The sequence below is a fragment of the Streptomyces sp. NBC_00667 genome (assembly GCF_036226825.1).
Classification (GTDB): domain Bacteria; phylum Actinomycetota; class Actinomycetes; order Streptomycetales; family Streptomycetaceae; genus Streptomyces.
Genome location: NZ_CP109022.1, coordinates 2,909,077 through 2,933,963, shown reverse-complemented (window position 1 = coordinate 2,933,963; position 24,887 = coordinate 2,909,077). Strand labels below are relative to the sequence as shown.

Here is a 24,887-nt window from a genome sequence, read left to right as displayed (position 1 = left end):
CCGGGGTAGTGCAGAGATGTCTCGGCGGCGGCCGCGGCTGCTGCGGATCACCACCCGGTCCGGGCGCCGTACCCGCCGTCGTCCGTTCCCCGACCCGTGGGGGTTTTCGTGGTTCGTATCCGCGTTCTCGTCGTCGACGATCACCGCATCTTCGCCGAATCTCTCGCGGCCGCACTCGCGGCCGAGCCGGACGTGGACGTGTCCGCGGCCGGCAGTGCTCCCGCGGCCGTGCGCTGCCTCGAACGCGCCGCGGCCGAGGGCCGCCGCTTCGACGTCATGCTCGTGGACGCCGACCTGGGCGCCGCCGCGGGGACCGTGCCCGTACAGCGCGCACCGGGTTCCGCGCCGCCGCCCGCGCCCCCCGGCGCGGACGGGATCGCGCTGGTCGCGAGCGTGCGCACGGCGCATCCGGGGGTGCGTACGGTGGTCCTCGCCGAACGCGACGACCCCCGCCGGGCCGCGCTCGCGCTCCAGGCCGGGGCCTCCGGCTGGGTGGCCAAGGACTGCTCGCTCTCGCGGCTGCTGGCCGTCATCCGCGGGGTGCTGCGGGAGGAGACGCACCTGCCGCCCGCCCTGCTGACCGGGGTACTGCGCGAGCTGACCGCGGCGCGCAAGCACCGTACGGACAGTGAGCGGCTGGTGGAGTCGCTGACGCCGCGCGAGCACGAGGTGCTGCGGTGCATGGTGGCCGGGCTGGGCCGCAAGGACGTGGCCGCTCGGCTGTTCCTGTCCCCGCACACCGTCCGCACCCACATGCAGAACGTCCTGGGCAAGCTCGGGGTGCACTCCACGCTCGCGGCGGTGGCGCTGGCCCGGCGGGCCGGGGTGCGTCCGGCGGAGCTAGCCGGGGATGTTGTCGAACGGAGCGGTCAGCCTGCGTAGCAGCGCCGCGAGGTCACCGCGCTGGTCCTGGGAGAGCTGGGCGAGGATGGCGCGTTCCTGCGCCAGCAGCCCGGCCAGGGACTGGTCGGCGCGGTCGCGGCCCTCGGGGGTCAGCCGGACCAGTACGCCGCGCCGGTCGCTGGGGTCGGGGAGCCGCTCCACCAGGCCCTTCTTCGCGAGCCGGTCGATGCGGTTGGTCATGGTGCCGGAGGTGACCAGGGTCTGGGTCAGCAGCTGGCCGGGCGAGAGCTGGTACGGGGCGCCGGCGCGGCGCAGCGAGGTGAGGACGTCGAACTCCCAGGGCTCCAGGCCGTGCTCGGAGAAGGCCAGCCTGCGGGCGCGGTCGAGGTGGCGGGCGAGCCGGCTCACCCGGCTCAGCACTTCGAGCGGTTCAACGTCGAGGTCAGGGCGTTCTCGCCGCCATGCCGCGACCAGTCGGTCGACCTCGTCCTCCATGCCGATCAGTGTAAGGGGTCTGTCGACGTGAAGTCTCTTCAATTCAAGGGTCTTGGACACTGGATACCTTGATGTCGAGTATCTTGACATCAAGATATATATTCGGCCAGGATGGGAATGGAGGGGGCCGGACGGCTTCCGCTTCCAACCGCCCCATCAGCAGGGAGGCTTCGTACATGCACTCCGACACCGCCCCGGCCCCGACGCCCGTCGTCACCTCTTCCGTGGCGCCCGTCTGGGACCCCCAGCAGTACCTCCGGCACGCCGGGCACCGCACGCGCCCCTTTCTCGACCTGCTGACGCGCATACCCGAGCTCCCCACCACCCCCGCACGCATCGCCGACCTCGGCTGCGGCCCCGGCAACGTCACCGCCCTGCTCGCCGACCGCTGGCCCCGGGCCCGCATCACCGGTTTCGACCTCTCCCCGGAGATGCTCCGCCGCGCCGCCCACGACCACGCCGGACCCACCCCGGGCGGCGGCCACCTGGACTTCGCGCACGCGGACCTCGCCGACTGGCACCCGGAGGAGTCCTACGACCTGATCGTCTCCAACGCCGCCCTCCAGTGGGTGCCCAACCACCCCGGCTCCTTCGCGGCCTGGATCACCGCACTGCGGCCCGGCGGCACCTTCGCCTTCCAGATCCCCGGCAACTTCACCGCGCCCAGCCACCGGATGCTCGCCGACCTGTGCGACACCCCGCGCTGGCGCGACCGCCTCGCCGGCCACGGCGCGCGCTACGTCCACATCCTCGAACCCGCCGAATACCTCGCCCGCTTCACCGAGCTCGGCTGCGCCGTCGACGTCTGGGAGACCACCTACCACCAGATGCTGTCCGGCCCCGACCCCGTCCTCGACTGGGTCAAGGGCACCGCCCTGCGCCCCGTCCTGACCGAACTCGGCGACGACAAGGAAGCCATCGACTCCTTCCTCGCCGAATACCGCGAAGCCCTGCGCGCCGCCTACCCCCCGGGCCCCCGGGGCACCGTGTTCCCCTTCCGCCGCATCTTCGCCGTCGCCCGCAAGGAGGCATGAGGTGCTCAGCGCACTGGACCACGTGCAACTCGCCGCGCCGCCCGGCTCCGAGGACCGCCTGCGCCGCTATTACACGGACGCCCTCGGCATGACCGAACTGCCCAAACCGCCCGCCCTCGCCGCCCGCGGCGGCTGCTGGTTCGCCGCGGGGCCCGTACAGCTCCACCTCGGCATCGAAGACGACTTCCGTCCCGCCCGCAAAGCCCACCCGGGCCTGCGCGTCACCGGGATCGAGGCCTACGCCGGCCGGCTCCGCGACCACGGAGCCGACGTCCACTGGGACACCGCCCTGCCCGGTCACAAGCGGTTCTTCTCCCACGACCCGGTCGGCAACCGCCTCGAATTCCTCGAACCCGCCCCGTGAGCACGACGGCGCCCCGCCACCGCAGCTGCGGTGGCGGGGCGCCGGGGCGTGGTGCGGGCGGGTCAGCCGATGCTGCGGTAGCTCATGTTGCCGCGGAACATGACCTGCGGGGTGAGGACCTGGCTGCCGAACAGGCTGTGGCCGCCCTCCATGCGGAACGCGTTGCCGCCGGCGTCGACGAGGACCAGGTCCGCCTTGCCGTCACCGGTGAGGTCACCGGGCGACATGATGTCCTTGTAGCCGCCCATGAACGCGTAGACCAGCCAGCGGGTGCCGAACGGTGCCGAGGCCTTGCCGGTGCCCGGGTGGAAGTACAGGCCGCCGTTGTTGTCGATGCCGACCATGTCCGCGTAGCCGTCACCGTTGAAGTCACCGGCGGCGAGCTGCTTGTACTGGTCCCAGCCGCCGCCGATGTTGAGCGGGGCGGCGAAGGCGTTGCCGGTGCCGTTGCCCTGGTGGACGTACAGGTTGCCCCAGATGTCGCGGGTCAGCAGGTCGCCCTTGCCGTCGCCGGAGACGTCGCCGCCGCCGAGGACCGCGTTGGTGACGCCCCACCAGTCGCCGGCGATGTTCTGGTTCGTGGTGCGGTTGGTCAGACCCCACTGGTTGAACTGGAACTTGTGGCCCCAGCTGGTCTTGTCCAGGCCGCTGACGCCGACCAGCTTGGAGCCGTCGTCCGGCCAGACGAAGTCGCCGGACTTGCGCGGCTCGAAGAGCGAGCCGTCGCTCTTGTTGTCGTACGACCAGTACTGGCCGGCGGCGTCGACCGTGCCGACGTTGTGCTTGCCGTAGACCGGGGTGATGCCCGCACCGAGGAAGAGCTCGGTGCTCTTCCAGTTCGAGCCGCAGTCGTACTGCTGGCTGAACAGGCCGTTGCCCTCGGAGAAGTGGCAGAACAGGTCACCGGTGGGGGTGACGCCCATCATGTCGGCCTTGCCGTCGCCGTCGATGTCGTCGGCGGCGATGATCTGCGTGTAGCCGGTCCAGCCGGTGGCGATCTGCGTGCGCCACTCGAACGGGCTGGCGCCGTTGCCGGTGCCCTTGTGGAGGAACAGCTCGCCCGTGTACGTACGGCCCAGCACGTCCGCGTCGCCGTCGCCGTCGATGTCGCTCAGGCCGACGATCTGGTCGTACTGGTTCCAGCCGCCGCTGACCTTCACCGCGGCCGCGAACGGGTTGGCGAGGTTGCCGGTGCTCTTGTAGTAGTACAGGTCACCGGCCGGCGTGCGGGCGATGACGTCGGGGCGGCCGTCCTTGTTCAGGTCGCCCGCCGCGATGACGCGGTTGTACATCTGCCAGCCGGAGCCGGTCCAGGTCGGCGCACCGGCGTAGCCGCCGGAGGTCTCGCGGAGCTGGAGCTTGCCGTCGAAGGTGAGCGTGAGGATCTCGGGGTTCCAGCCGCCGCCGACGTTGCCGAGGGCGATGATGTCCTTGACCGACTCGGTCTCGTCGCCCTGGATGCGGAAGTCGGTGGCGGGGTTGCCCGCGGGAGCGCTGGTCGCGAAGGCGCGGGTGAAGCCGCGCGTGTCGCGGAAGACCAGGTCGCTGAAACCGTCGCCGTCCAGGTCCAGGCGCGGCTGGGAGACGGCCCCCGCGGCAGCGGCGGCGGCGACGCCCTGGGGGGCGGCCGAGCGCGCGCCCTTGCCCGCGGGCTTGGCGTTCGGCGCCACCACGCCGGGGGCCGGGGCGGCGGCGTGCGGGACGGCGGCCTTGGGGCCGGCCCCCGGCGTGGCCGCGGCAGGTGCCGGGCGGTCCGAGGTCTTGCCGGCAGCGGTCGCCTGGCCCACGGAGAGCAGGGTGCCCGCGGAGAGGGCGAGAGCGGTGCAGGCCGCGATGCGGCCGAGGCGCGAAGAGCGCAAGTGGGTTCCCCAGTGATTCGCAGTGGAACCGGGTGGTCATCACGACGGTCGCCGGCGCAGGCCGGCACAGGCACAGGGCGTCGGTCGTACTTCCCCCCCGGGAGTGGCCCCACAGTACTGGCGCGTTTCCCGAGGTCAAAGTAGTTTTCCGTACAACCTTTCGACCTCGGGGTGGTCGGGGCGCCAGGACGCGTCGTCAGCTCCTGCGGTGGCCCACCAGGCGGGGCCGGGCCTCCAGGTTCTCCAGGCCGTGCCAGGCCAGGTTGACCAGGTGCGCCGCCACTTCCGCCTTCTTCGGACGCCGTGTCTCCAGCCACCACTGGCCGGTCAGCGCCACCATCCCCACCAGCGCCTGCGCGTACAGCGGGGCCAGCTTCGGGTCGAAGCCCCGGGCCTTGAACTCCAGACCAAGGATGTCCTCCACCTGCGTGGCGATATCACTGATCAGCGACGCGAACGTCCCCGTCGACTGCGCCACCGGCGAATCCCGCACCAGGATCCGGAACCCGTCCGTATAACTCTCGATGTAGTCCAGCAGCGCGAAAGCCGCCTGCTCCAGGAGCTCCCGCGGATGCCCGGCTGTCAGCGCACCCGTCACCCCCTCCAGCAGCTGCCGCATCTCGCGGTCCACGACCACCGCGTACAGGCCTTCCTTGCCGCCGAAGTGCTCGTACACCACCGGCTTCGACACCCCGGCCTTCGCCGCGATCTCCTCCACCGAGGTGCCCTCGAAACCCCTTTCGGCGAACAGCGCCCGGCCGATGTCCAGCAACTGCTGACGCCGCTCCGCCCCCGTCATCCGCACCCGGCGGCCACGCCGGGGCTTGTCACCGCTGGAACTGCTGCCGTCGATCGCCACGTCCCCCATCATGCCGCGTTCGAAGACATTTCCTTGCGCCGGGCGTCGATGCGGGACTCCGAAGGCCACCGCACGTCAGAGGCCCATCCCAGCTGTTCGAACCAGCGGATCAGCCGCGCACTGGAATCGACCTGCCCCCGCAGCACACCGTGGCGCGCCGACGTCGGCTCCGCGTGGTGCAGGTTGTGCCACGATTCGCCGCACGACAGCACCGCGAGCCACCACACGTTCCCCGACCGGTCCCGCGACTTGAACGGGCGCTTGCCCACCGCGTGGCAGATCGAATTGATCGACCACGTCACGTGGTGCAACAGCGCGACCCGCACCAGCGAACCCCAGAAGAACGCCGTGAAGGCCCCCCACCACGACATCGTCACCAGACCCCCCACCAGCGGCGGGATCGCCAACGACACCACCGTCCACAGTACGAAGTCCCGGGAGATCCGGCGGATCGCAGGGTCCTTGATCAGATCCGGCGCGTACTTCGCCTGGTTCGTCTGCTCCTCGTCGAACAGCCATCCGATGTGCGCCCACCACAGCCCCTTCATCAGCGCCGGGACCGTCTCGCCGAACCGCCACGGCGAATGCGGGTCACCCTCGTGATCGGAGAACTTGTGGTGCTTGCGGTGATCCGCCACCCACCGCACCAGCGGCCCCTCCACCGCCATCGAGCCCATCACCGCCAGCACGATCCGCAGCGGCCGCTTCGCCTTGAAGGAACCGTGCGTGAAATAGCGGTGGAAACCGATCGTGATGCCGTGGCACGCCAGGAAGTACATGAACACCATCAGGCCCACGTCCAGCCAGCTCACCCCCCAGCCCCAGGCCAGCGGGATCGCCCCCAGCAGCGCGACGAACGGGAGGATGATGAACAGCAACAACGCGATCTGCTCGACGGACCGCTTGCTCTCGCCGCCGCGCGTCGCGGACGGCTCACTCGTTCGGGACGGCGCCGCAGCGCCCTCGATCAGTTCGTCGGTGATGGCCACAGTGGATCCCCTGGGGGGTGAGGAGACGGAGGGCGCATGATCACGGACCCTACGGTCCCGTAACCTACGGCAACGTAAGTATGGCAAAGCTCCCGCCCCCGGCAAGAGGAGCACGCCCACCGGGCGGAGCAGCCCCGCGCTGCCGTCCCACGAGCACCGGCCACCTATCCTGGTCCCGTCGGACAGCGCGGTCCGCACGGGCAGCCCGGGCTGCGCAGCGGCACCGCCGCGCCCACCCCGGGGAGCCCACCGCCCAGTAGCGCTCGAACACTGCAAGGAGCCGCACCTGTGAGCAGTGCTGACCAGGCCGCCCAGGCCCCCGTCACCCAGGCCCCGGCCACCAAGGCCACCCTCACGCAGGCCGCCACCGCCAACGCGGAACTGCGCGCCGACATCCGCCGCCTCGGCGACCTCCTCGGCGAGACCCTCGTACGCCAGGAAGGCCAGGACCTCCTCGACCTCGTCGAACGCGTCCGCGCCCTCACCCGCACCGACGGCGAAGCCGCCGCCCGGCTCCTCGGCGACACCGACCTGGAAACCGCCGCCAAGCTCGTCCGCGCCTTCTCCACCTACTTCCACCTCGCCAACGTCACCGAACAGGTACACCGCGGCAAGGAACTGCGCGCCCACCGGGCCGCCGAAGGCGGCCTCCTCGCCCGTACCGCCGACATGCTCAAGGACGCCGACCCCGCACACCTGCGCGAAACGGTCAAGAACCTCAACGTCCGGCCCGTCTTCACCGCCCACCCCACCGAAGCGGCCCGCCGCAGCGTCCTCAACAAGCTGCGCCGCATCGCCGCCCTCCTCGAAGAGCCCGCCACCGGCGCCGGCGAACGCCGCCGCCACGACCTGCGGCTCGCCGAGAACATCGACCTCGTCTGGCAGACCGACGAACTGCGCGTCGTACGTCCCGAACCCGCCGACGAAGCCCGCAACGCCATCTACTACCTCGACGAGCTGCACGCCGGCGCCGTCGGGGACGTACTCGAAGACCTCGCCGCCGAACTCCAGCGCGTCGGCGTCGAGCTGCCCCCCGGCACCCGCCCCCTCACCTTCGGCACCTGGATCGGCGGCGACCGCGACGGCAACCCCAACGTCACCCCCGACGTCACCCGCGACGTCCTGATCCTCCAGCACGAACACGGCATCACCGACGCCCTCGCCGCCATCGACGAACTGCGCGGACTGCTGTCCAACTCCATCCGCTACACCGGAGCCACCGAGGAACTCCTCACCTCCCTCCAGGCCGACCTCGAACGCCTGCCCGAGATCAGCCCCCGCTACAAGCGCCTCAACGCGGAAGAGCCCTACCGCCTCAAGGCCACCTGCATCCGCCAGAAGCTCCTCAACACCCGCGAACGCCTCGCCCACGCCACCCCCCACCAGGACGGCCGCGACTACCTCGGCACCGCCGAACTCCTCGCCGACCTCACCCTCATCCAGAACTCCCTGCGCGAACACCGCGCGGCCCTCTTCGCCGACGGCCGCATGGACCGCACCATCCGCACGCTCGCCGCCTTCGGCCTCCAGCTCGCCACCATGGACGTCCGCGAACACGCCGACGCCCACCACCACGCCCTCGGCCAGCTCTTCGACCGGCTCGGCGAGGAATCCTGGCGCTACGCCGACATGCCCCGCGACTACCGCGGCAAGCTCCTCGCCAAGGAACTCCGCTCCCGCCGCCCCCTGGCCCCCACCCCCGCACCCCTCGACGCGGCCGGCGCCAAGACCCTCGGCGTCTTCTTCGCCATCAAGGACGCCTTCGAGAAGTTCGGCCCCGAAGTCATCGAGTCCTACATCATCTCGATGTGCCAGGGCGCCGACGACGTCTTCGCCGCCGCCGTCCTCGCCCGCGAAGCCGGCCTCATCGACCTCCACGCCGGATGGGCCAAGATCGGCATCGTCCCGCTCCTGGAAACCACCGACGAACTCAAGGCCGCCGACGTCATCCTCGACGCCATGCTCGCCGACCCCTCCTACCGCCGCCTCGTCTCCCTGCGCGGCGACGTCCAGGAGGTCATGCTCGGCTACTCCGACTCCTCCAAGTTCGGCGGCATCACCACCAGCCAGTGGGAGATCCACCGCGCCCAGCGCCGCCTGCGCGACGTCGCCCACCGCTACGGCGTACGCCTGCGCCTCTTCCACGGCCGCGGCGGCACCGTCGGCCGCGGCGGCGGCCCCTCCCACGACGCGATCCTCGCCCAGCCCTGGGGCACCCTCGAAGGCGAGATCAAGGTCACCGAGCAGGGCGAGGTCATCTCCGACAAGTACCTCGTCCCCTCCCTCGCCCGCGAGAACCTCGAACTGACCGTCGCCGCGACCCTGCAGGCCTCCGCCCTGCACACCGCCCCCCGCCAGTCCCACGACGACCTCGCCCGCTGGGACGCGGCCATGGACACCGTCTCCGACGCCGCCCACGCCGCCTACCGCGCCCTCGTCGAAGACCCCGACCTCCCCGCCTACTTCTTCGCCGCCACCCCCGTCGACCAGCTCGCCGACCTCCACCTCGGCTCCCGCCCCTCCCGCCGCCCCGACTCCGGCGCCGGCCTCGACGGCCTGCGCGCCATCCCCTGGGTCTTCGGCTGGACCCAGTCCCGCCAGATCGTCCCCGGCTGGTACGGCGTCGGCTCCGGCCTCAAGGCCCTGCGCGAAGCCGGCCAGGACGACGCCCTCGCCGAGATGGGCAAGCGCTGGCACTTCTTCCGCAACTTCCTGTCCAACGTCGAGATGACCCTCGCCAAGACGGACCTGCGGATCGCCCGCCACTACGTCGACACCCTCGTCCCCGACCACCTCAAGCACGTCTTCACCCGCATCGAAGCCGAGCACGAACTCACCGTCCGCGAAGTCCTGCGCATCACCGGCGGGGAGAAGCTCCTCGACTCCCACCCCGTCCTCCAGCAGACCTTCGCCGTCCGCGACGCCTACCTCGACCCCATCTCCTACCTCCAGGTCTCCCTCCTCGCCCGCCAGCGCGCCGCCGCCGAACGCGGCGAAGAACCCGACCCGCTCCTCGCCCGCGCCCTCCTCCTCACCGTCAACGGCGTCGCCGCCGGCCTGCGCAACACCGGCTGACCGGCACGCGGCACAACGAAAAGGGGGTCCCCCGTGCCCACAGGCACGAGGAGACCCCCTTTTCCGTTCCGCTACGCGTTGTACGCCGACTGCGCCCGCTCCAGACCCTCCTGGATCAGACACTCCACCGCATCCGCCGACCGGTCCACGAACCAGTCCAGCTCCTTGCGCTCCGTCGACGAGAAGTCCTTCAACACGAAGTCCGCCACCTGCATCCGGCCCGGCGGCCGCCCGATACCGCACCGCACCCGGTGGTAATCCGGCCCCATCGCCTTCGTCATCGACTTCAACCCGTTGTGCCCGTTGTCACCGCCACCCAGCTTCAACCGGAGCGTCGGATAGTCGATGTCCAGCTCGTCGTGCACCGCGACGACCCGCTCCAACGGCACCTTGTAGAAGTCCCGCAGCGCCGACACCGGCCCGCCCGACAAGTTCATGAACGACATCGGCTTCGCCAGCACCACCCGCCGGTTCGCCGGACCCGGAGCACCCATCCGGCCCTCCACCACCTGCGCCCGCGCCTTGTGCGCCTTGAACTTCCCGCGCATCCGCTCCGCCAGCAGGTCCACCACCATGAACCCGATGTTGTGGCGGTTGCCCGCGTACTCCGCCCCGGGATTCCCGAGACCGACGATCAGCCAGGGCGCCGCGTCGTCCGACATCAAAAGCTCCTTACGTGCCTGGAACGAAGACGACCGCCGTCCCGCTCCAGTGGAGCCGGACGGCGGTCGTTCAGCAAGTGCTGCGAATTGCTGAGGGGGAGAGGCGGAACTCAGGCCTCGGTGCCCTCGGCGGCGGCCTCGGCGGCCGGCTCCTCGGCCTGCGGGGCGACGACCTGCAGAACCGGGGTCTCACCGTCGACGGCCAGGGTGGTGCCCTGCGGCAGGACCAGGTCCGAAGCGTGAACGGTCGCGCCGGCCTCCAGGCCCGCGATCGAGACGGTGACCTCGGTCGGGATGTGGGTGGCCTCGGTCTCGACGGAGATCGTGTTCAGCAGCGTCTCCAGCAGGTTGCCGCCCGGGGCCAGCTCGCCCTCGGTGACGACCGGAACGTCGACCGTGACCTTCTCGCCCTTCTTGACGATCAGGAAGTCGACGTGCGAGATGGAGCGCTTCAGCGGGTGCTTCTGCACGGCCTTCGGGATGACCAGCTCGGTGCCGCCACCCGCGATGTCCAGGGAGATCAGGACGTTCGGCGTACGCAGCGCCAGCAGCAGGCCGTGGCCCTCGACGTTGACGTGCTTCGGGTCGGTGCCGTGACCGTAGATGACACCGGGAACCAGCGCGTCGCGACGGGCCTGGCGGGCAGAGCCCTTGCCGAAGGTGTCACGGAGCTGGGCGGAAAGCTTGACCTCGGACATGCTCACTCCTCGTGGGGTGACGGAAAGAAGGACGACGGTCACCCGGCCGGAACGGCCTGCTACGAAGAGCGCGTCGATAACGGAGCATCCGCACCCGAAAAACAGGTACGGCCTCCCTCGCCGAGCAACTCGAAGAGTCTACCCGGCCGGGAGGCCACACCCAAAAGGATCAGCGGCGCAGGACGCCGGCCGCTCCTGCGACGGCTCCTACTGCTGCTCTTCGAACAGGCTCGTGACCGAACCGTCCTCGAACACCTCACGCACCGCACGCGCGATCATCGGCGCGATCGACAGCACCGTGATCTTGTCCAGCTCCAGGTCCGACGGGTCCGGCAGCGTGTTCGTGAACACGAACTCGCTCACCTTCGAGTTCTTCAGACGATCAGCCGCGGGACCCGACAGGATGCCGTGCGTCGCCGTCACGATCACGTCCTCCGCACCGTGCGCGAACAGCGCGTCGGCCGCGGCGCAGATCGTGCCACCCGTGTCGATCATGTCGTCCACCAGGACGCAGACCCGGCCCTTGACCTCACCCACGACCTCGTGGACGGTCACCTGGTTCGCCACGTCCTTGTCACGCCGCTTGTGCACGATCGCCAGCGGCGCGTCCAGACGGTCACACCAGCGGTCCGCCACCCGCACCCGGCCCGCGTCCGGAGACACGATCGTCAGCTTCGACCGGTCCACCTTCGCGCCCACGTAGTCCGCCAGGACCGTCAGCGCCGACAGGTGGTCCACCGGACCGTCGAAGAAGCCCTGGATCTGGTCCGTGTGCAGGTCCACGGTCAGGATCCGGTCCGCACCCGCCGTCTTGAGCAGATCCGCCACCAGACGCGCGGAGATCGGCTCACGGCCCTTGTGCTTCTTGTCCTGACGGGCATACCCGTACGACGGCACGATCACGGTGATGGAACGCGCCGAGGCACGCTTCAACGCGTCGATCATGATCAACTGCTCCATGATCCACTTGTTGATCGGAGCCGTGTGGCTCTGGATCAGGAAGCAGTCCGCACCACGCGCCGACTCCTGGAAGCGGACGTAGATCTCACCGTTCGCGAAGTCGAAAGCCTTCGTCGGCACCAGGGCGACGCCCAACTGGTGCGCGACCTCCTCGGCCAGCTCGGGGTGGGCGCGGCCGGAGAAGAGCATCAGCTTCTTCTCGCCGGTCGTCTTGATCCCGGTCACAGCACAGTCTCCTCAGACGTGTTGAAAGCTGCTCGCCCCCGTGCGCGTCCGTCCCGCACACGGTGAGCCAGCCGAATTGCGTGCACCTATCACGGTACGCCGTCGCCGACGCACCTGTTTCCGGTCAGTTCACCCGGACAGCCGCTCAACGCGGCCCCGAGCCCTCCCCGACCGCCGACTCGGCCGCCGCAGCAGCGGCACTCCCCGGACGCTTACGCGCCACCCAACCCTCGATATTCCGCTGCTGGCCACGGGCGACGGCCAGCGCACCCGCCGGCACATCCTTCGTGATCACCGACCCGGCCGCCGTGTAAGCACCGTCCCCGACCGTGACGGGCGCCACAAACATGTTGTCCGAACCCGTCTTGCAGTGTGAACCGATCGTCGTGTGGTGCTTGTGCTCACCGTCGTAATTCACGAACACGCTCGCCGCACCGATGTTGGAGTACTCACCGATCGTCGCGTCCCCCACGTACGACAGGTGCGGCACCTTCGTACCCTCACCGATCGTCGCGTTCTTCATCTCGACGTACGTGCCCGCCTTGGCCTTCGCACCCAGGTTCGTCCCCGGACGCAGGTACGCGAACGGGCCGACGGTCGCCGACTCCCCGATCACCGCGGAATCCGCGACCGTGTTGTCCACCCGCGCCCCCGCACCCACCCGCGTGTCCGTCAGCCGCGTGTTCGGACCGACCTCGGCCCCCTCGGCGACATGCGTGCCCCCCAGCAACTGCGTCCCCGGGTGGACCACCGCGTCCTGCCCGAACGTCACCGTCACGTCCACGAACGTGCTCGCCGGATCCACCACCGTCACACCCGCCAGCATCGCCCGCTCCAGCAACCGCGCGTTCAACAACGCCCGCGCCTCCGCCAGCTGCACCCGGTTGTTGATCCCCAGGATCTGCCGGTGATCCGAACCCACGGCCGCCCCGACACGGTGCCCCGCCTCACGCAGGATGCCGAGGACGTCCGTCAGGTACTCCTCGCCCTGGCTGTTGTCGGTACGAACCTTGCCGAGCGCATCGCTCAGCAGCGCCCCGTCGAACGCGAAGACCCCGGAGTTGATCTCACGGATCGCGCGCTGGGCGTCGGTCGCGTCCTTGTGCTCCACGATGGCCGTCACGGCGCCGGTCGCCGCGTCCCGGACGATCCGCCCGTAGCCGGTCGAGTCGGGGACCTCGGCGGTGAGCACGGTGACGGCGTTGCCGTCGGCCTCGTGCGTGCGCGCGAGCTGCCGGAGCGTCTCGCCGGTCAGCAGCGGGGTGTCGCCGCAGACGACCACCACGGTCCCGGCGATCTCGCCGCCAAGCTCTTCGAGGGCCATCCGGACGGCGTGCCCGGTGCCGTTCTGCTCGTACTGGACGGCGGTGCGGACACCCGGGTCGATCTCGGCGAGGTGCGCGGCGACCTTCTCGCGGGCGTGGCCGACGACGACCACGAGGTGCGCGGGGTCCAGCTCGCGCGAGGCGGCGACGACGTGGCCGACGAGCGAGCGCCCGGCGATCTCGTGCAGAACCTTGGGAGTGGCCGACTTCATGCGGGTGCCTTCACCCGCTGCGAGTACGACGACGGCTGCCGGGCGGGTTGCGCTCACGGGGATGCCCTTCGGCTTCGGGGGTGGACCCGTGAAGGATACCGGTGGGCCGGGGGCCGGAAACGAGGCCGGGTCCCGACCGCGGAGGTCAGGACCCGAACCGGCTTGAGGCTCCCCCGTCAGGACTCGAACCCGAACCTAATGGCACCAAAAGCCATTGTGCTGCCAATTACACTACGGGGGACTATGTCCGACTAAACCGGACATTACGTCCTCATGGTCAAGTCGACGGCACCTACTATGCCGTACCAGGTGCCTTCAATGCGACGGTACAAATCAGAGCCCTTCAGGACGCGCACCGTGAGACAGCCGCGGTACGTGTCGCCCGTGTTCTTGCGGTTGGTGAGAGGGTTGTGCCGCTTCAACGTCGTCTTGCCGAAGTGGGAGGCGTCGAGGCCGACGACACCGGTCCAGTACTCTGCCGCCGCGGCCGCGTCGGCGGATTCGTGGATCTGCAGCGTGAACCTCAGGCGGTCGTCGTCCACGCCGAGGAGGCGCAGCCACGCCAGGAACGTCCTGATCATGCCCGGATCGCTGTTCACGAAGCTGATCTGCGGTTGTGGCCTGTGGGGCTTGGTCTTTCCGCCTTCGGCCCAGTAGAGGCCGACGCCGAGCAGGAACAATTCCCTGTCGGTGAGGGATCCGACCTCCTCCTGTGCCGCCCGGCGGTCTTCTTCGTACGCCGCCTGGCGACGCAAGTGTGCCTCCTTGCGCCCCTGCTGAGCCCGCACCATGTCGGTGCCGGGGGGTCGCACCTTCCGCTCCGGCTTCGGCAGGTCGCGGACCCAGAGGGAGATGGAGCTCTTCGAGCAGCCGAGCTCGACCTGTATCTGGTCGTAGGTCAGGCCCTGGAGGCGGAGTTCGCGGGCGCGGGCGCGGAGGTCGTCCTTGGCGTTGGGGCGCTTCGTCCATTCGGGGGCCGGTTCGCCCTCCAGCAGGCGGTTGAGGATGTCGTTGTTGTGGACGTGCAGGCGGTCGCGGATCTGGCGGCGGCTGAGGCCTTCGCGGCGGAGGGTGACGGCTTGCTCGCGAAGGGCGTCGAACGTGGTGGCGCCCGTGCGGAGGCCGCCGGTGCCGTCGCCCGGGCGACGTCGGATTTCGGTCATGTCGCCAATGTCGTCCGGAATGTGGGATTCAGGTATCGATGGGCGACACGTTCAGTCGTACGTGCGATTACCGGCGGTTTGCCGGAAAATCCCGCGGAGCCGTGGTGGGGGCGCTGCGTACGCTGGACGGCATGACCAGTACGGGGGAAGAGCAAGGCAGCGCTGGGCCGCCGTTGTGGTGGGAGCGGCGTCGGGACGTCGCGTGGGACGTGGGGATCGGGGTGGTGTCCGCCCTGGAGTGTGCGTGGGAGGGGGTGCCGTTCGCGCGCGAGGCCGGGGTGCCGGTGGTGCTCGGGGTGGTGTTCGGGTTCGTGGTGGGGGCCACGCTCGTGCTGCGGCGGCGCTGGCCGGTTGCCGTGGTGTTGGTGGCGGTCGCGGTGACGCCGGCGGTGATGGGGTTCCTGCTCGGGGTGGTGGGGCTGTACTCGCTGGCCGCGTGTGAGGTGCCCCGGCGGGTCACGGCGATCCTGACTTCGATGTCGCTCGTCGCGACGCTGGTGGTGATCTACCTGCGGACCGACGACGAGGCGGGGGTGACGCAGACCCTGTTGATCTCGCTGTCGGTGTTCGTGGCGGTGGCGCTGACGGTGCCGCCGGTGTTGCTGGGCATGTACGTGGGTGCGCGGCGCCGGCTGATGGAGAGCCTGCACGAGCGGGCGGATTCGTTGGAGCGGGAGTTGTCGCTGCTGGCGGAGCGGGCCGAGGAGCGGGCGGAGTGGGCGCGTACGGAGGAGCGGACGCGGATCGCGCGGGAGATGCACGACGTGGTGGCGCACCGGGTGTCGTTGATGGTGGTGCATGCGGCGGCGTTGCAGGCGGTTGCGGCGAAGGATCCGGTGAAGGCGGCGCGGAACGCGGCGTTGGTGGGGGACATGGGCCGGCAGGCGTTGACGGAGTTGCGGGAGATGTTGGGGGTGTTGCGGGCTCCGGCGGCGCAGAGGCCGGTGGCGGTGCCGGTGGTGCCGGTGGTGGTTGCGGGTCAGGAGGAGGGGCCGTCGTTGGCGGAGCTCGAGGTGCTGGTGGGGCAGTCGCGGGCGGCGGGGATGGTGGTGCGGCTTGATGTGCGGGGGGAGTGGCCGGGGTATGCGGCGGAGGTGGAGCAGGCGGCGTACCGGGTGGTGCAGGAGGCGTTGACCAACTGCCACAAGCACGCGCCGGGTGCGGAGGTCGTGGTGCGGCTGGCTCATCGGGAGGGTGAGGTGGCGATGCAGGTGGAGAACGGGCCGTGTGACGGTGATGTGGGTGGGGCGGGTCTGCCCAGTGGGGGGAACGGTCTGGTGGGGATGCGGGAGCGGGTGCTGGGGTTGGGCGGGGTGTTCGTGGCGGGGCCGACGGATTCGGGTGGTTTCCGGGTGTCGGCGGTGCTGCCGTGTGCGCCCGTGCGGGCTTAGCCGGTGGTGAGGCGGGTGGGCTGGAGGCCGGTGAGGAGGAGGGTGAGGGCTTCGTCGAGGGATGCGCCGAGGTACCAGTCGCCGGTGTGGTCGATGCCGTAGACGCGGCCTTCGCGGTCGATGGCGAGGTGGGAGCCGGTGTCCGCGTCGATGCCGAGGGGGCTGAGTTCGGTGGAGAGGGCTCGGCCGAGGTCGGCGAAGGTGCGGGCGAGGTGGAGGCCCGTGAGGGGGTCGAGGTGTACGGGGGTGGGGGCTATCTGGCGGCCGGGTCCGGGGGCGGTGAGGGTGAGGCCGCCGAATTCGGCCCAGGCTTCGACTGCGGCGGGGAAGACGGTGTGGCGGTGTCCGGCGGGGGTGGTGTGGTCGCGCAGGGCGTCGGCCCAGTATTCGGCCTGTTTGATGTCCCAGCGTCCGGGTTCCCAGCCGGCGGTGCGCAGGGCGGTGTCGATGGGGGTGGGGAAGCGGGTGGCTGAGGAGCGGTCGTAGGACGCGGAGGTGCTCATGGCGGCTACTCGGTGTGGGAGAGGTCGACGGGGCGTACGCCGAAGTGGGTGAGGAGGGCTTGGCAGGAGCGGCAGGGGGGTGCGTAGGTGCCGTGGAGGGGGTCGCCGTCTTCGCGGATGTGACGTGCGGTGATCTTGGCGTGTTTGAGGGAGCGGCGGGCTTCGCTCGCGCTGAGGGGTTTGCGGGAGGCGCGTCTGCTGCGGGCGGCTTCGGTGGCGGTGATGTGGCGGGAGAGGAGTATCGCCTCGGGACATCGGCCGGTGAAGCGTTCGCGTTGGCTGCTGGTGAGGGTGTCGAGGTAGTCCTGGACGAGTGGGTGGAGGGTGGGGGGCTGGTCGGCTTTGCCGGCGGTGCCGGTGAGGGTTTCGCCGCGTACGGAGAGGGCTGCGGCGATGGTGGGCAGGATGCCGTCGCGGCGGAAGCGCAGTACGGGGACGGTGTGGCCGTCGGTGGTGCTCCAGCGTAGGCGCGGGTCGCCGGTGGTGCCCGTGGTGCCGGTGGTGGCGCTGGTGGGTGCCGGTTCGGCGTGGTCCGTGCGTGTTGCCGTGTGCTGCATGGTCGCTCTTCCCTCCCGTGGCGGCGGTGGTGGCCGCGGTCGCGCACGCCCCCGTGCTGAGGGGACAGCCTGTCAAATGTCCCGTGTGGTGTGGAAGCGGGGTCGAATTTTCGTATCAATTCGGATGTTGCGGGCCGTGGTGTGGGTGGGCGGCCGGTGGGCGGGTGTCGCTCTTGCGGGAGCACATAGGCTGTGGTGAACCAGCCAGATCCAGCAGGGGGCTACCGCCATGACGACAGGTCGGCTCGGGCAGCAGGCCCCGCCACCCAACGCCGCTTATTCGGGGCAGGTCGTGCATTTTCCGGACCCGGTCCGGGCTGCCCGGCATCCTCACGGTGTCCGGATGAGTGGTGAGGGTCATCCCGATTTCTCTCCTTATGCTCGGGCGGCGGTGGAGATCGCGGAGCCGCCTGAGGGTTTCGGTGTGGACGAGCTGCGTTTGACGGATTACGTGTCCGCGAATGCGGCGATGCGCGCGGTGGGTCACGAGTTGTGGGACACGGTCGGTGCGGTGGCGACTCCGCACGGGTGGACGTGGCACCACGTGGCGGGTTCGCGCCGGTTGGAGCTGGTTCCGGTCGAGGTGAAGGCGTTGCTCCGTCATCACGCGGGGCTGGCGTCGGCGCCGGTGGATCAGGACAAGCGTGGGACGCGGCCCCTGCAGGAGGTGCGTCCGGTGCACCTGGGTCTGCCGAAGTCGGTGGTTTCGGTGTCGGAGCGGCAGGTGCAGGGGGTCGAGGAGGATCTCGGGTACCGGCTTCCGGAGGCGTACCGGTCGTTCCTCAAGGCGGCCGGGGGTTGTGCGCCGGTGGGTACGGGGCTGGACGTGGAGCTGGGCCTGCTGGTGGACCAGCCGTTCTTCACGGTGCGTGAGGAGGCGGCGGTCAATGACCTGGTGTACGTCAACAAGTGTTTGCGGGACCACCTGACGAAGGACTACCTGTGCGTGGCCTTCGTGCAGGGCGGGTTGCTCGCGGTGAAGGTGAAGGGTGAGGGGATCGGCTCCGTGTGGTTCTCCCCCTACGACGACGGACGGGACCGGGACGGCTGGTCGGTGCAGGAGCGCGTGGAGCGGTTGTTGCTGCCGTGCGGTGCTGATTTCGACGCCTTTCTGGAGCGGTTGGCGGGTAGTCCGCCGGAGTTGGAGACGGTGGCCGGTCTGATGGTGGACGGCGGATTCGCACGCTCGGTTCCCGTTGCGGGTGCCGCTCCGGTGGAGGGGTGACGGCGCGGTGGTGACGTTTGCGCAGGCGCAGGAGCGCGCCGAGGAGTGGATCAACGGGGACGTGCCCGCCTACCAGCACCGTGAGGTGCGGGTACGGGAGTTCGGACTCGGGTTCGTGGTGTGGTCGGAGGACCGGGCGGGCGGTCCGGTGTCCGGTGGTGGGCGGCATCGGCTGGTCATCGCGCGGGACAGTGGTGAGGTGACGTTGTGGCCCGGGTTGCCGGTGGGTGAGGTGATCCGGCGGTACGAGGAGGAGTACGGGGCGGCGGCGGCGCCGGTCGCGGAGGCTTCGGTGCCGTCGCCGCGGATCGACTCGGAGCAGACCTCGTTCATGTTGAGTCCGCCGGAGTGGTTGCAGGAGGCGGCGGACCGGGCGGGGATTGCGCGGGCGGAGCCGTCGGGGGGTGCGGGTTCCGAGGCTGCCGGGGTCCCTTCGGGCGCGGTGGCGTCCCGTGGCGGGGGCGAGGCGGCGTACGAGCCGACCGCCAATGACGGGGTGCCGGCCGGGGCGACGCCGTGGGCGGGGACGGATGTGAATTCCGGCGCGGACGAGCCGTCGGTGCCGTTGCCGGCGACGGTGTTCGCGCCGCCGCTTTCGGGGTCGGACGTGGAGGAGGGCGCGGCGGCGTCTTCGGGGGTGGCTCCGGAGGCGAAGACGACGTTGATGTCCGGGGGCAGTCAGCTGCCGAGGACGGCGATAGCGCCGGCGTTGGGGGAGGGTGCCGGGAGCATCGCCGACGCGCCGACGAGCAAGGCGCAGGTACGGCCGGGGGTTTCCAGGGCAGTGGCCGGTGCGCCGGCTGACGTGCCGTCCGCGCCTCCTGCGCCTCCCGCGCTGCCGGGGGCTTCTGGTGCGCCGGGTGGTGGGCTTGATCACGCTGCGACGATGCTGGCCGGTCCTGCTGTGGTGGGGCCGCCGGCTCCGCCCGGGCCGCCGCCGGCTCCTGGTGTGCCTGGGGGTGCGTCCGGGGGTGCCGGTGCGGGTGCCGGTGCTTCTGGTGGGCCGGGTGGTGGGCTTGATCATGCGGCGACGATGCTGGCGGGGCCTGCTGTGGTGGGGCCGCCGGCTCCGCCGGGGCCGCCGCCGGCTCCGCCGGGGCCGCCGCCGGCTCCTGGTGTGCCTGGGGGTGCGTCCGGGGGTGCCGGTGTTCCCGGCGCGCCGGGTGGCGGGCTTGATCACGCTGCGACGATGCTGGCGGGGCCTGCTGTGGTGGGGCCGCCGGCTCCGCCCGGGCCGCCGCCGGCTCCTGGTGTACCTCCGGGTCCGCCCGGGGTTCCCGGTGCTCCTGCGGCTCCTGGCGCGCCTGGTGTGGGCGCGCACCACGCCGCGACGATGCTGGCCGGTCCCGCTGTCCCGCAGCCGCCCGGCCCGCCCGGGCCGCCGCCCGGCGCGCCGCAGCACGGCCCGGCTCCCGTGGCGGCGCAGTCCGGCGTCCCCACGGTGGGTCCCGGCTACCAGGCCGTGTTGCGCTACCGCGCGCCCGACGGCTCCGAGCAGCAGCTGATCCGTCGTTCGGCGCCGGGTACGCCGCACCCGGAGTGGCAGATCCTGTACGAGCTGCGGGCGATGAACGTGCCGCCGCAGCAGGTGCTGGAGCTGCACACGGAGCTGGCGTCGTGTGAGCTGCCGGGTGGTTACTGCGCGCGGATGATCAGGGAGACGTGGCCGCAGGTGCGGATCACGAGCGTGGCCCCGTACGGCACGGATCACGCGAGCCGTCAGCAGGGCATGCGGCATCTGATCACCCACCAGAGTGAACTGCACCAGGTGGCGGACGGTCCGGCGCGCCCCGCGCCGGTGCGGGCGCCGCTGCCGCAGGTTCCGTTGCAGCCGGCGATCCCGCTGGAGGCGATCGCGCAGGAGCTGGCGGGGGCGTTCGGGCCGCAGGGCGTGTTCCGTTTCGAGCAGCGGGCGGTGTCCCGTCAGGGTGTGCCGGAGATCGTGGCGCAGACGCTGATGTGGTCGGGTCTGCCGGTGGACTTCGGGCCGTTCTTCTGGGCGCAGGCGGTGCCGGGTCAGCCGTTGCCGACGCTGGCGGAGCTTGCTGCGCAGCGGCAGGTGCAGGCGGCGTCGGACGCGGGTTCGTACCTGGTGGTCGGCAGTGACTTCGGCAAGGCGCTGTGCGTGCAGTACGGGACGGCGCACATCGTCGCGGTTCCGGTGGAGGCCGGTCCGGGCGGGGCGCCGGTGCCGCCGCAGTTCGTGAATTCGAGCCTGCCGCAGTTCGTGCGGTCGCTGGCGATGCTGGGTCAGATGTGGCGGCTGCGCCAGCATTTGACGCCGGAGCAGGCGGGGCGCTGGACCGTCGATTTCCAGGCGAATCTGGCGGGGCTGGACGGTGCGGCGCTGGCTTCGCCGGAGAGCTGGTGGTCGGTGCTGGTGGAGCAGATGTGGGACGGGCTGCTCTGATCGCAGCCGTCGGCAGGTGTGGCCGGGCCGGGACCCCCGCGAGGGGTTCCCGGCCCGGCCATTCCGGCTTCAGGGAGCAAATGGCGCATCCTTGACGGGAATCCCCGCGAGAGAGGCGCTTCCAGCATGAGTGCACCGATGACACCTCAGGGACCTCAGGGTTTGGCGACCGCGCGCGGTCGCGGTTACCGGACCGATCAGGTCGACCGGTATCTCGCGCGGCTGTCGGGCAGCCGGGACGAGGCCTGGGAGCGGGTGGCTCGGCTGACGGTCCTGGCGAAGCGGATGGAGGCGGAGGCGCAGCGGCTGCGGGAGGCGGTGGCCTCGCTGGCGCCGCAGACGTACGACGAGCTGAGCGAGCGGGCGCGGCGGATCCTGGCGCTGGCGCAGGAGGAGGGCGAAGCCGTACGGGGGGACGCGCGCGCGGACGCGGCGGCGACGCTGGGCGCGGCGGACGCGTACGCGGACCGGGTGGCGGAGCTGGCGCGGCAGGACGCGCACGCGGTGGTGGAGCAGACCGAGGTGCGGGCGCGGCAGGGGCTGGAGCGGGCGCAGCGCGAGGCGGACGAGGTGCGGGCCGGGGCCCGGGACGACGCGGCGCGGTGGCGGGCGGAGGCGCACGCGGCGCTGGTGGAGACGCGCCGGCGGGCGGACGTGCTGGTGGCGGAGCGGGAGCAGGAGCAGAGGGAGCGCCGGGAGGCGGCGGAGCGGGAGATCGCCGTACGGGAGGCGGACCAGGAGGCGCGGCTGTCGGAGCTGGAGCGGGACGCGCAGGCGCGGCTGGCCGAGGCGCGGCGGGCCTTCGCGGAGGCGGAGGAGGCGGCGCGGCACGGGCAGGAGGACGCCGAGGCCCGGGGGGCGGAGCTGGTCGCGGCGGCGCGGGCGCGGGAGGAGCGGGTGGGGCGGGAGACGGAGCGGGTCCTGCGGGAGCATGCGGCGGCGCAGGAGGAGATGCGGGCGCACATGAGTCATGTGCGGTCCAGCCTGGCGGCGTTGACGGGGCGGGCTCCTGCGGAGGGCTGACGGCTCCTGCGGAGGGCTGGCGCGGGTTCCCGTGCGGGGCGGGTGGGGTTGCCCGTGCGGGGCCGCCCCGCGGAGCGGCCCCGGCTGCGCCGGGCTTTGCGGGGCTCCGCCCCGCACCCCGCGCCTCAAACGCCGGCGGGGCTGGGGAGTGGTGCCTCAAACGCCGGCGGGGCTTGAGGGGGTGGCGGGACTGGTCGGGGCGGCGGGGCTTGAGGGGGCGGTCGGGGCTGGCGGGGTGGTCGGGTTGGCCGGGGTGGCGGGGCTGGTTTTGGCGGGGCCGGGTGGGGCGTCCGCGGCGGGGGCGTAGAGGTACGGGTCGCTGCGCAGGCCGTGGGAGGTGACCGTCACCGGGAAGGGGGCGGGCGGGGGGTTGGGGAGGGGGGTGGTGAGGGCGCAGGTCACGGGGTCGAGGACGGCCGGGACCGGGGTGTCGGCCACCGTGACGCGGGCGTCGTCGAAGCCGCCGCCCTCGATGGTGAGGATGCCGTCCGCGAGGGTGACGCGTGTGATCACCGGGTTGGCGCGGGTGGCCAGCTTGTTGACGAGGTAGGCACCCGCCGGGGCTCCGGTGAGGGCCCAGATCTCCCCGGGCAGGCGCGGGAGTCCGCCGCCCACGTCGGCGAGGAAGAAGAGGACGACGTAGAGCATCGTGACCGCGCCGAGTGCCACGTACTGGAGGTCGACCAGGTCCGTGCGGCCGCTGTCGTTCGCGATGAGTTCCCGCAGCGGCCGCCGGCCCGTGGTCGTGGGCCTGGCGGCCGGCTTGGCGAGGCTGCCGTTCTGCACGCGGATCCCGACGACCGTCTTGGCCCCGATCAGTGCCAGGTACGGGCCGCCCAGCAGCGGCAGGTACACCGTCGTCAGGTTGGACAGCGGGCCGTGTTCGCCCTGGAACCAGGCGACTCCGCCGCCCGCCGTCAGCCCGTAGGCGAGGCAGGTGAGCAGCAGCCACACCAGGATGACGGTCCAGGCCAGGGCGAGGGTGGTGGAGGTGGAGAGCCGGCCGTCGCGGCCGGTGATGAAGCCGGGGTGGTGGTAGAGCCGCAGGGCGGCCGGGCCGGCCAGGGCGGCGAGTAAGGCCAGGGCGAGGAGTGCGGATGTCATGGGTCCCCCGTGTGGTGGTGCCGGGCGGCGGGTCGCCCCCAGAGAGATACCCGTACGCCCCGAGCATGACAACTCGCGGGGGCTACTCCTGGCCCGGCAGGACGGGGAACCTGCGGGGCGCCACCGTCAGCAGGATCAGCAGCGCGGCCAGGGCGGCCACCGCCGCGCCGAGGAAGATGTGGTGCACGGCGGCGTTCACGGCGGCCCGCAGGTGGTCGGCGGCGGCCCGCGGGAGGAGTTCCGGCCGGTCCAGTGCCTTCGACACGTCGTCCAGGTGGTCCGGCAGTCCGGGAACGGGGGCCCGCGTCAGCCGGGCGGCGATGGTGGCGTTGGCGACGGCCCCCATGAGTGCCGCTCCCACGCTCTGGCCGACCTGACGGGAGAACAGGACGGAGGCCGTCGTGGTTCCCCGTTCCGCCCAGACCACCGTGGACTGGACCCCGGCGATCAGCGGGAGTTGGAAGAGCCCGAGGGCCGCGCCGAGCAGCAGCATGACCGTCGCGGCCTGCCAGGGCCGGGCCGGGTAGGGGAGCAGGGTGAAGGAGAACAGGACCACGGCGGCCAGGGCGACCCCGGTGGCGGCGGTGTCGCGGAAGCCGATGCGCCGGTAGACGTGCTGGGCGAAGGCGGCGGTGATGGGCCAGGTCAGGGTCATGGCGGAGGCGACCAGGCCGGCGTTGACCGCGCCGAGGCCGAGCACGGCCTGGGCGTAGGTCGGCATGAAGACCTGCGGGGCGGCCATGAGGAGGCCGAGGGCGGCCATGGCGAGGTTGACGGCGGCGATCGTGCGCCGGCGCCACACCCAGCCGGGCAGGATCGGTTCCTCGGCCCGGCGCTCCACCCGCACGACCAGGGCGGCCAGCAGTGCGCCGGTGGCCAGGAGTCCGAGGGAGGGCGCGGAGAGCCAGGGCCAGGCGACGCCGCCTTGGACGAGGGCGAACAGCACGACCCCGCCGCAGGCGAACACGCCGAGTGCGCCGGCCCAGTCGATGGGGCCCCGGCGCCCCGGCGACCGCACGGGTTCGGTGAGGTGGCGGGCGATGATCGCCAGTGCGGCGAGGGCGAGCGGCAGGTTGAGCAGGAAGATCCAGCGCCAGTCCGCGTAGGTGGCGATGACCCCGCCGACCGCGGGGCCGCCGACGGCCGAGGTGGCCCACACGACGGTCATCCGGGACTGGATGCGGGGGCGGTCCTTGAGGGGGTAGAGGTCGGCGGCCAGGGTCTGGACCGTGCCCTGGAGGGCGCCGCCGCCCAGTCCTTGGAGGATGCGGAAGGCGATGAGGGCGGCCATGTTCCAGGCGGCGGCGCACAGCAGTGAGCCGAGGAGGAACAGGCTGATGCCGATGAGCAGGACGGGCTTGCGGCCGTAGGTGTCGGAGAGCTTCCCGTAGACGGGGAGGGTGACGGTGCCGGCGAGTACGTAGCCCGCGAAGATCCAGGAGAAGACGGAGAACCCGCCGAGGTCGCCGACGATCTGGGGGACGGCGGTGGAGACGATGGCGCCGTCGAGGGCGACGAGGCCCATGGTCAGCATCAGCGCGGCGACGACGGCGGTCTTCGGCCGCCCGGGCGGGGCCGCCGCGGGCGCGCTTGCGGCCCCGGCCCGCCCCGCCTCGTCCGACTCCCCGGCCGCGTCCGACTCCCCGGCCGTATCCGGCTCTCCGGGCGCGTCCGACTTCCCGGTTCCGCCCGTCTCCCCGGGGTCAGCGGCCCTGACCGGTTCGCCGGCCGTGCCCGGCCGCCGGGGTCCCGCCGGTTCCCCGGCTCCCTCCGCCCGCCCCGCTCCCCCCGCCTCCCACGGATTGGCTGAAACGTTTCTCCTCAGACGGTTCCGCGCGCCCTCCCCAGGGCGGCCCCCCGCTCTCTCCCCCATGCCCACCGCAGTCCCCTCCACCATGCACGCGTGTGCGG

General features: G+C 71.5%; 21 protein-coding genes and 1 tRNA gene. 8 read left to right on the top strand and 14 right to left on the bottom strand.

Annotation, left to right across the window (positions count from 1 at the left end; genetic code table 11):
• The first annotated feature begins 108 nt into the window (after positions 1 to 108).
• Positions 109 to 882 (top strand): response regulator transcription factor, encoded by a 774-nt coding sequence (locus tag OHA81_RS13615; RefSeq protein ID WP_329195878.1) that lies wholly within the window; start codon positions 109 to 111, stop codon positions 880 to 882.
• Here the strand turns inward: OHA81_RS13615 and OHA81_RS13610 are convergent.
• Positions 841 to 1,338, bottom strand: a complete 498-nt coding sequence (locus OHA81_RS13610) for a MarR family winged helix-turn-helix transcriptional regulator (RefSeq protein ID WP_329195877.1) — start codon at positions 1,336 to 1,338, stop codon at positions 841 to 843. The two genes, OHA81_RS13615 and OHA81_RS13610, sit on opposite strands and share 42 nt — an antisense overlap.
• 176 nt (positions 1,339 to 1,514) lie before the next feature.
• Between OHA81_RS13610 and OHA81_RS13605 the strand changes: the two genes are divergently transcribed.
• Together OHA81_RS13605 and OHA81_RS13600 are read left to right on the top strand one after the other, a co-directional pair.
• Positions 1,515 to 2,372, top strand: a complete 858-nt coding sequence (locus OHA81_RS13605) for a trans-aconitate 2-methyltransferase (RefSeq protein ID WP_329195875.1) — start codon at positions 1,515 to 1,517, stop codon at positions 2,370 to 2,372.
• A 1-nt stretch (position 2,373) separates the two neighbouring features.
• Positions 2,374 to 2,736: a VOC family protein gene (locus tag OHA81_RS13600; RefSeq protein ID WP_329195873.1), complete on the top strand. Its 363-nt coding sequence runs from the start codon at positions 2,374 to 2,376 to the stop codon at positions 2,734 to 2,736.
• Positions 2,737 to 2,798: 62 nt separating this feature from the next.
• On the opposite strand, the gene OHA81_RS13595 is transcribed toward OHA81_RS13600, so the two are convergent.
• The 3 genes from OHA81_RS13595 to OHA81_RS13585 all read right to left on the bottom strand — a co-directional run bounded on the left by OHA81_RS13595 (position 2,799) and on the right by OHA81_RS13585 (position 6,443).
• A complete protein-coding gene (locus tag OHA81_RS13595) occupies positions 2,799 to 4,595 on the bottom strand; it encodes an FG-GAP repeat domain-containing protein (protein WP_329195871.1) in 1,797 nt (598 codons plus the stop codon).
• A gap of 196 nt (positions 4,596 to 4,791) precedes the next feature.
• Positions 4,792 to 5,466: a TetR family transcriptional regulator gene (locus OHA81_RS13590; RefSeq protein WP_443056530.1), complete on the bottom strand. Its 675-nt coding sequence runs from the start codon at positions 5,464 to 5,466 to the stop codon at positions 4,792 to 4,794.
• Positions 5,463 to 6,443: an acyl-CoA desaturase gene (locus tag OHA81_RS13585; protein ID WP_329195869.1), complete on the bottom strand. Its 981-nt coding sequence runs from the start codon at positions 6,441 to 6,443 to the stop codon at positions 5,463 to 5,465. The genes OHA81_RS13590 and OHA81_RS13585 overlap by 4 nt, the downstream gene beginning before the upstream one ends.
• A gap of 381 nt (positions 6,444 to 6,824) precedes the next feature.
• Here OHA81_RS13585 and ppc point away from each other — a divergent pair, with 381 nt between their 5' ends.
• A complete protein-coding gene (gene ppc / locus OHA81_RS13580) occupies positions 6,825 to 9,518 on the top strand; it encodes a phosphoenolpyruvate carboxylase (RefSeq protein ID WP_329202251.1) in 2,694 nt (897 codons plus the stop codon).
• A 71-nt stretch (positions 9,519 to 9,589) separates the two neighbouring features.
• On the opposite strand, the gene pth is transcribed toward ppc, so the two are convergent.
• From pth to OHA81_RS13550, 6 genes are all read right to left on the bottom strand, one after another.
• Positions 9,590 to 10,180 carry an aminoacyl-tRNA hydrolase gene (gene pth, locus OHA81_RS13575; RefSeq protein ID WP_329195868.1) on the bottom strand — a complete coding sequence of 197 codons (591 nt, stop codon included), beginning with the start codon at positions 10,178 to 10,180 and terminating at the stop codon, positions 9,590 to 9,592.
• Between the two features lie 110 nt (positions 10,181 to 10,290).
• The gene (locus OHA81_RS13570; RefSeq protein ID WP_329195866.1) at positions 10,291 to 10,878 is read right to left on the bottom strand and encodes a 50S ribosomal protein L25/general stress protein Ctc; all 588 of its coding nucleotides are present in this window, start codon (positions 10,876 to 10,878) and stop codon (positions 10,291 to 10,293) included.
• Positions 10,879 to 11,085: 207 nt separating this feature from the next.
• A complete protein-coding gene (locus OHA81_RS13565) occupies positions 11,086 to 12,063 on the bottom strand; it encodes a ribose-phosphate diphosphokinase (protein ID WP_136213578.1) in 978 nt (325 codons plus the stop codon).
• A gap of 145 nt (positions 12,064 to 12,208) precedes the next feature.
• A complete protein-coding gene (gene glmU / locus OHA81_RS13560; protein WP_329195864.1) occupies positions 12,209 to 13,657 on the bottom strand; it encodes a bifunctional UDP-N-acetylglucosamine diphosphorylase/glucosamine-1-phosphate N-acetyltransferase GlmU in 1,449 nt (482 codons plus the stop codon).
• Between the two features lie 111 nt (positions 13,658 to 13,768).
• A tRNA-Gln gene (locus OHA81_RS13555) sits at positions 13,769 to 13,841 on the bottom strand.
• A gap of 22 nt (positions 13,842 to 13,863) precedes the next feature.
• Positions 13,864 to 14,763 (bottom strand): hypothetical protein, encoded by a 900-nt coding sequence (locus OHA81_RS13550; RefSeq protein WP_329195862.1) that lies wholly within the window; start codon positions 14,761 to 14,763, stop codon positions 13,864 to 13,866.
• A gap of 131 nt (positions 14,764 to 14,894) precedes the next feature.
• Between OHA81_RS13550 and OHA81_RS13545 the strand changes: the two genes are divergently transcribed.
• Complete coding sequence (locus OHA81_RS13545; protein WP_329202249.1) at positions 14,895 to 16,154, top strand: sensor histidine kinase; 1,260 nt, start codon at positions 14,895 to 14,897, stop codon at positions 16,152 to 16,154.
• Here the strand turns inward: OHA81_RS13545 and OHA81_RS13540 are convergent.
• On the bottom strand, positions 16,151 to 16,657 hold the full coding sequence (locus OHA81_RS13540; protein ID WP_329195860.1) for an SUKH-3 domain-containing protein: 507 nt from the start codon (positions 16,655 to 16,657) through the stop codon (positions 16,151 to 16,153). The genes OHA81_RS13545 and OHA81_RS13540 overlap by 4 nt on opposite strands.
• A 5-nt stretch (positions 16,658 to 16,662) precedes the next feature.
• A complete protein-coding gene (locus OHA81_RS13535; RefSeq protein WP_329195858.1) occupies positions 16,663 to 17,214 on the bottom strand; it encodes a YwqJ-related putative deaminase in 552 nt (183 codons plus the stop codon).
• Between the two features lie 229 nt (positions 17,215 to 17,443).
• Here OHA81_RS13535 and OHA81_RS13530 point away from each other — a divergent pair, with 229 nt between their 5' ends.
• From OHA81_RS13530 to OHA81_RS13520, 3 genes are all read left to right on the top strand, one after another.
• Complete coding sequence (locus tag OHA81_RS13530) at positions 17,444 to 18,439, top strand: SMI1/KNR4 family protein (RefSeq protein ID WP_329195856.1); 996 nt, start codon at positions 17,444 to 17,446, stop codon at positions 18,437 to 18,439.
• 7 nt (positions 18,440 to 18,446) lie between these two features.
• The gene (locus OHA81_RS13525) at positions 18,447 to 20,849 is read left to right on the top strand and encodes an SUKH-4 family immunity protein (RefSeq protein WP_329195853.1); all 2,403 of its coding nucleotides are present in this window, start codon (positions 18,447 to 18,449) and stop codon (positions 20,847 to 20,849) included.
• 162 nt (positions 20,850 to 21,011) lie between these two features.
• Positions 21,012 to 21,872, top strand: coding sequence for a cellulose-binding protein (locus tag OHA81_RS13520; RefSeq protein WP_329195852.1), 861 nt, complete (start codon positions 21,012 to 21,014; stop codon positions 21,870 to 21,872).
• A 156-nt stretch (positions 21,873 to 22,028) separates the two neighbouring features.
• On the opposite strand, the gene OHA81_RS13515 is transcribed toward OHA81_RS13520, so the two are convergent.
• Together OHA81_RS13515 and OHA81_RS13510 are read right to left on the bottom strand one after the other, a co-directional pair.
• The gene (locus OHA81_RS13515; RefSeq protein ID WP_329195850.1) at positions 22,029 to 22,976 is read right to left on the bottom strand and encodes a hypothetical protein; all 948 of its coding nucleotides are present in this window, start codon (positions 22,974 to 22,976) and stop codon (positions 22,029 to 22,031) included.
• A gap of 82 nt (positions 22,977 to 23,058) precedes the next feature.
• Positions 23,059 to 24,510, bottom strand: a complete 1,452-nt coding sequence (locus tag OHA81_RS13510; RefSeq protein ID WP_443056529.1) for an MFS transporter — start codon at positions 24,508 to 24,510, stop codon at positions 23,059 to 23,061.
• Positions 24,511 to 24,887 lie beyond the last annotated feature (377 nt).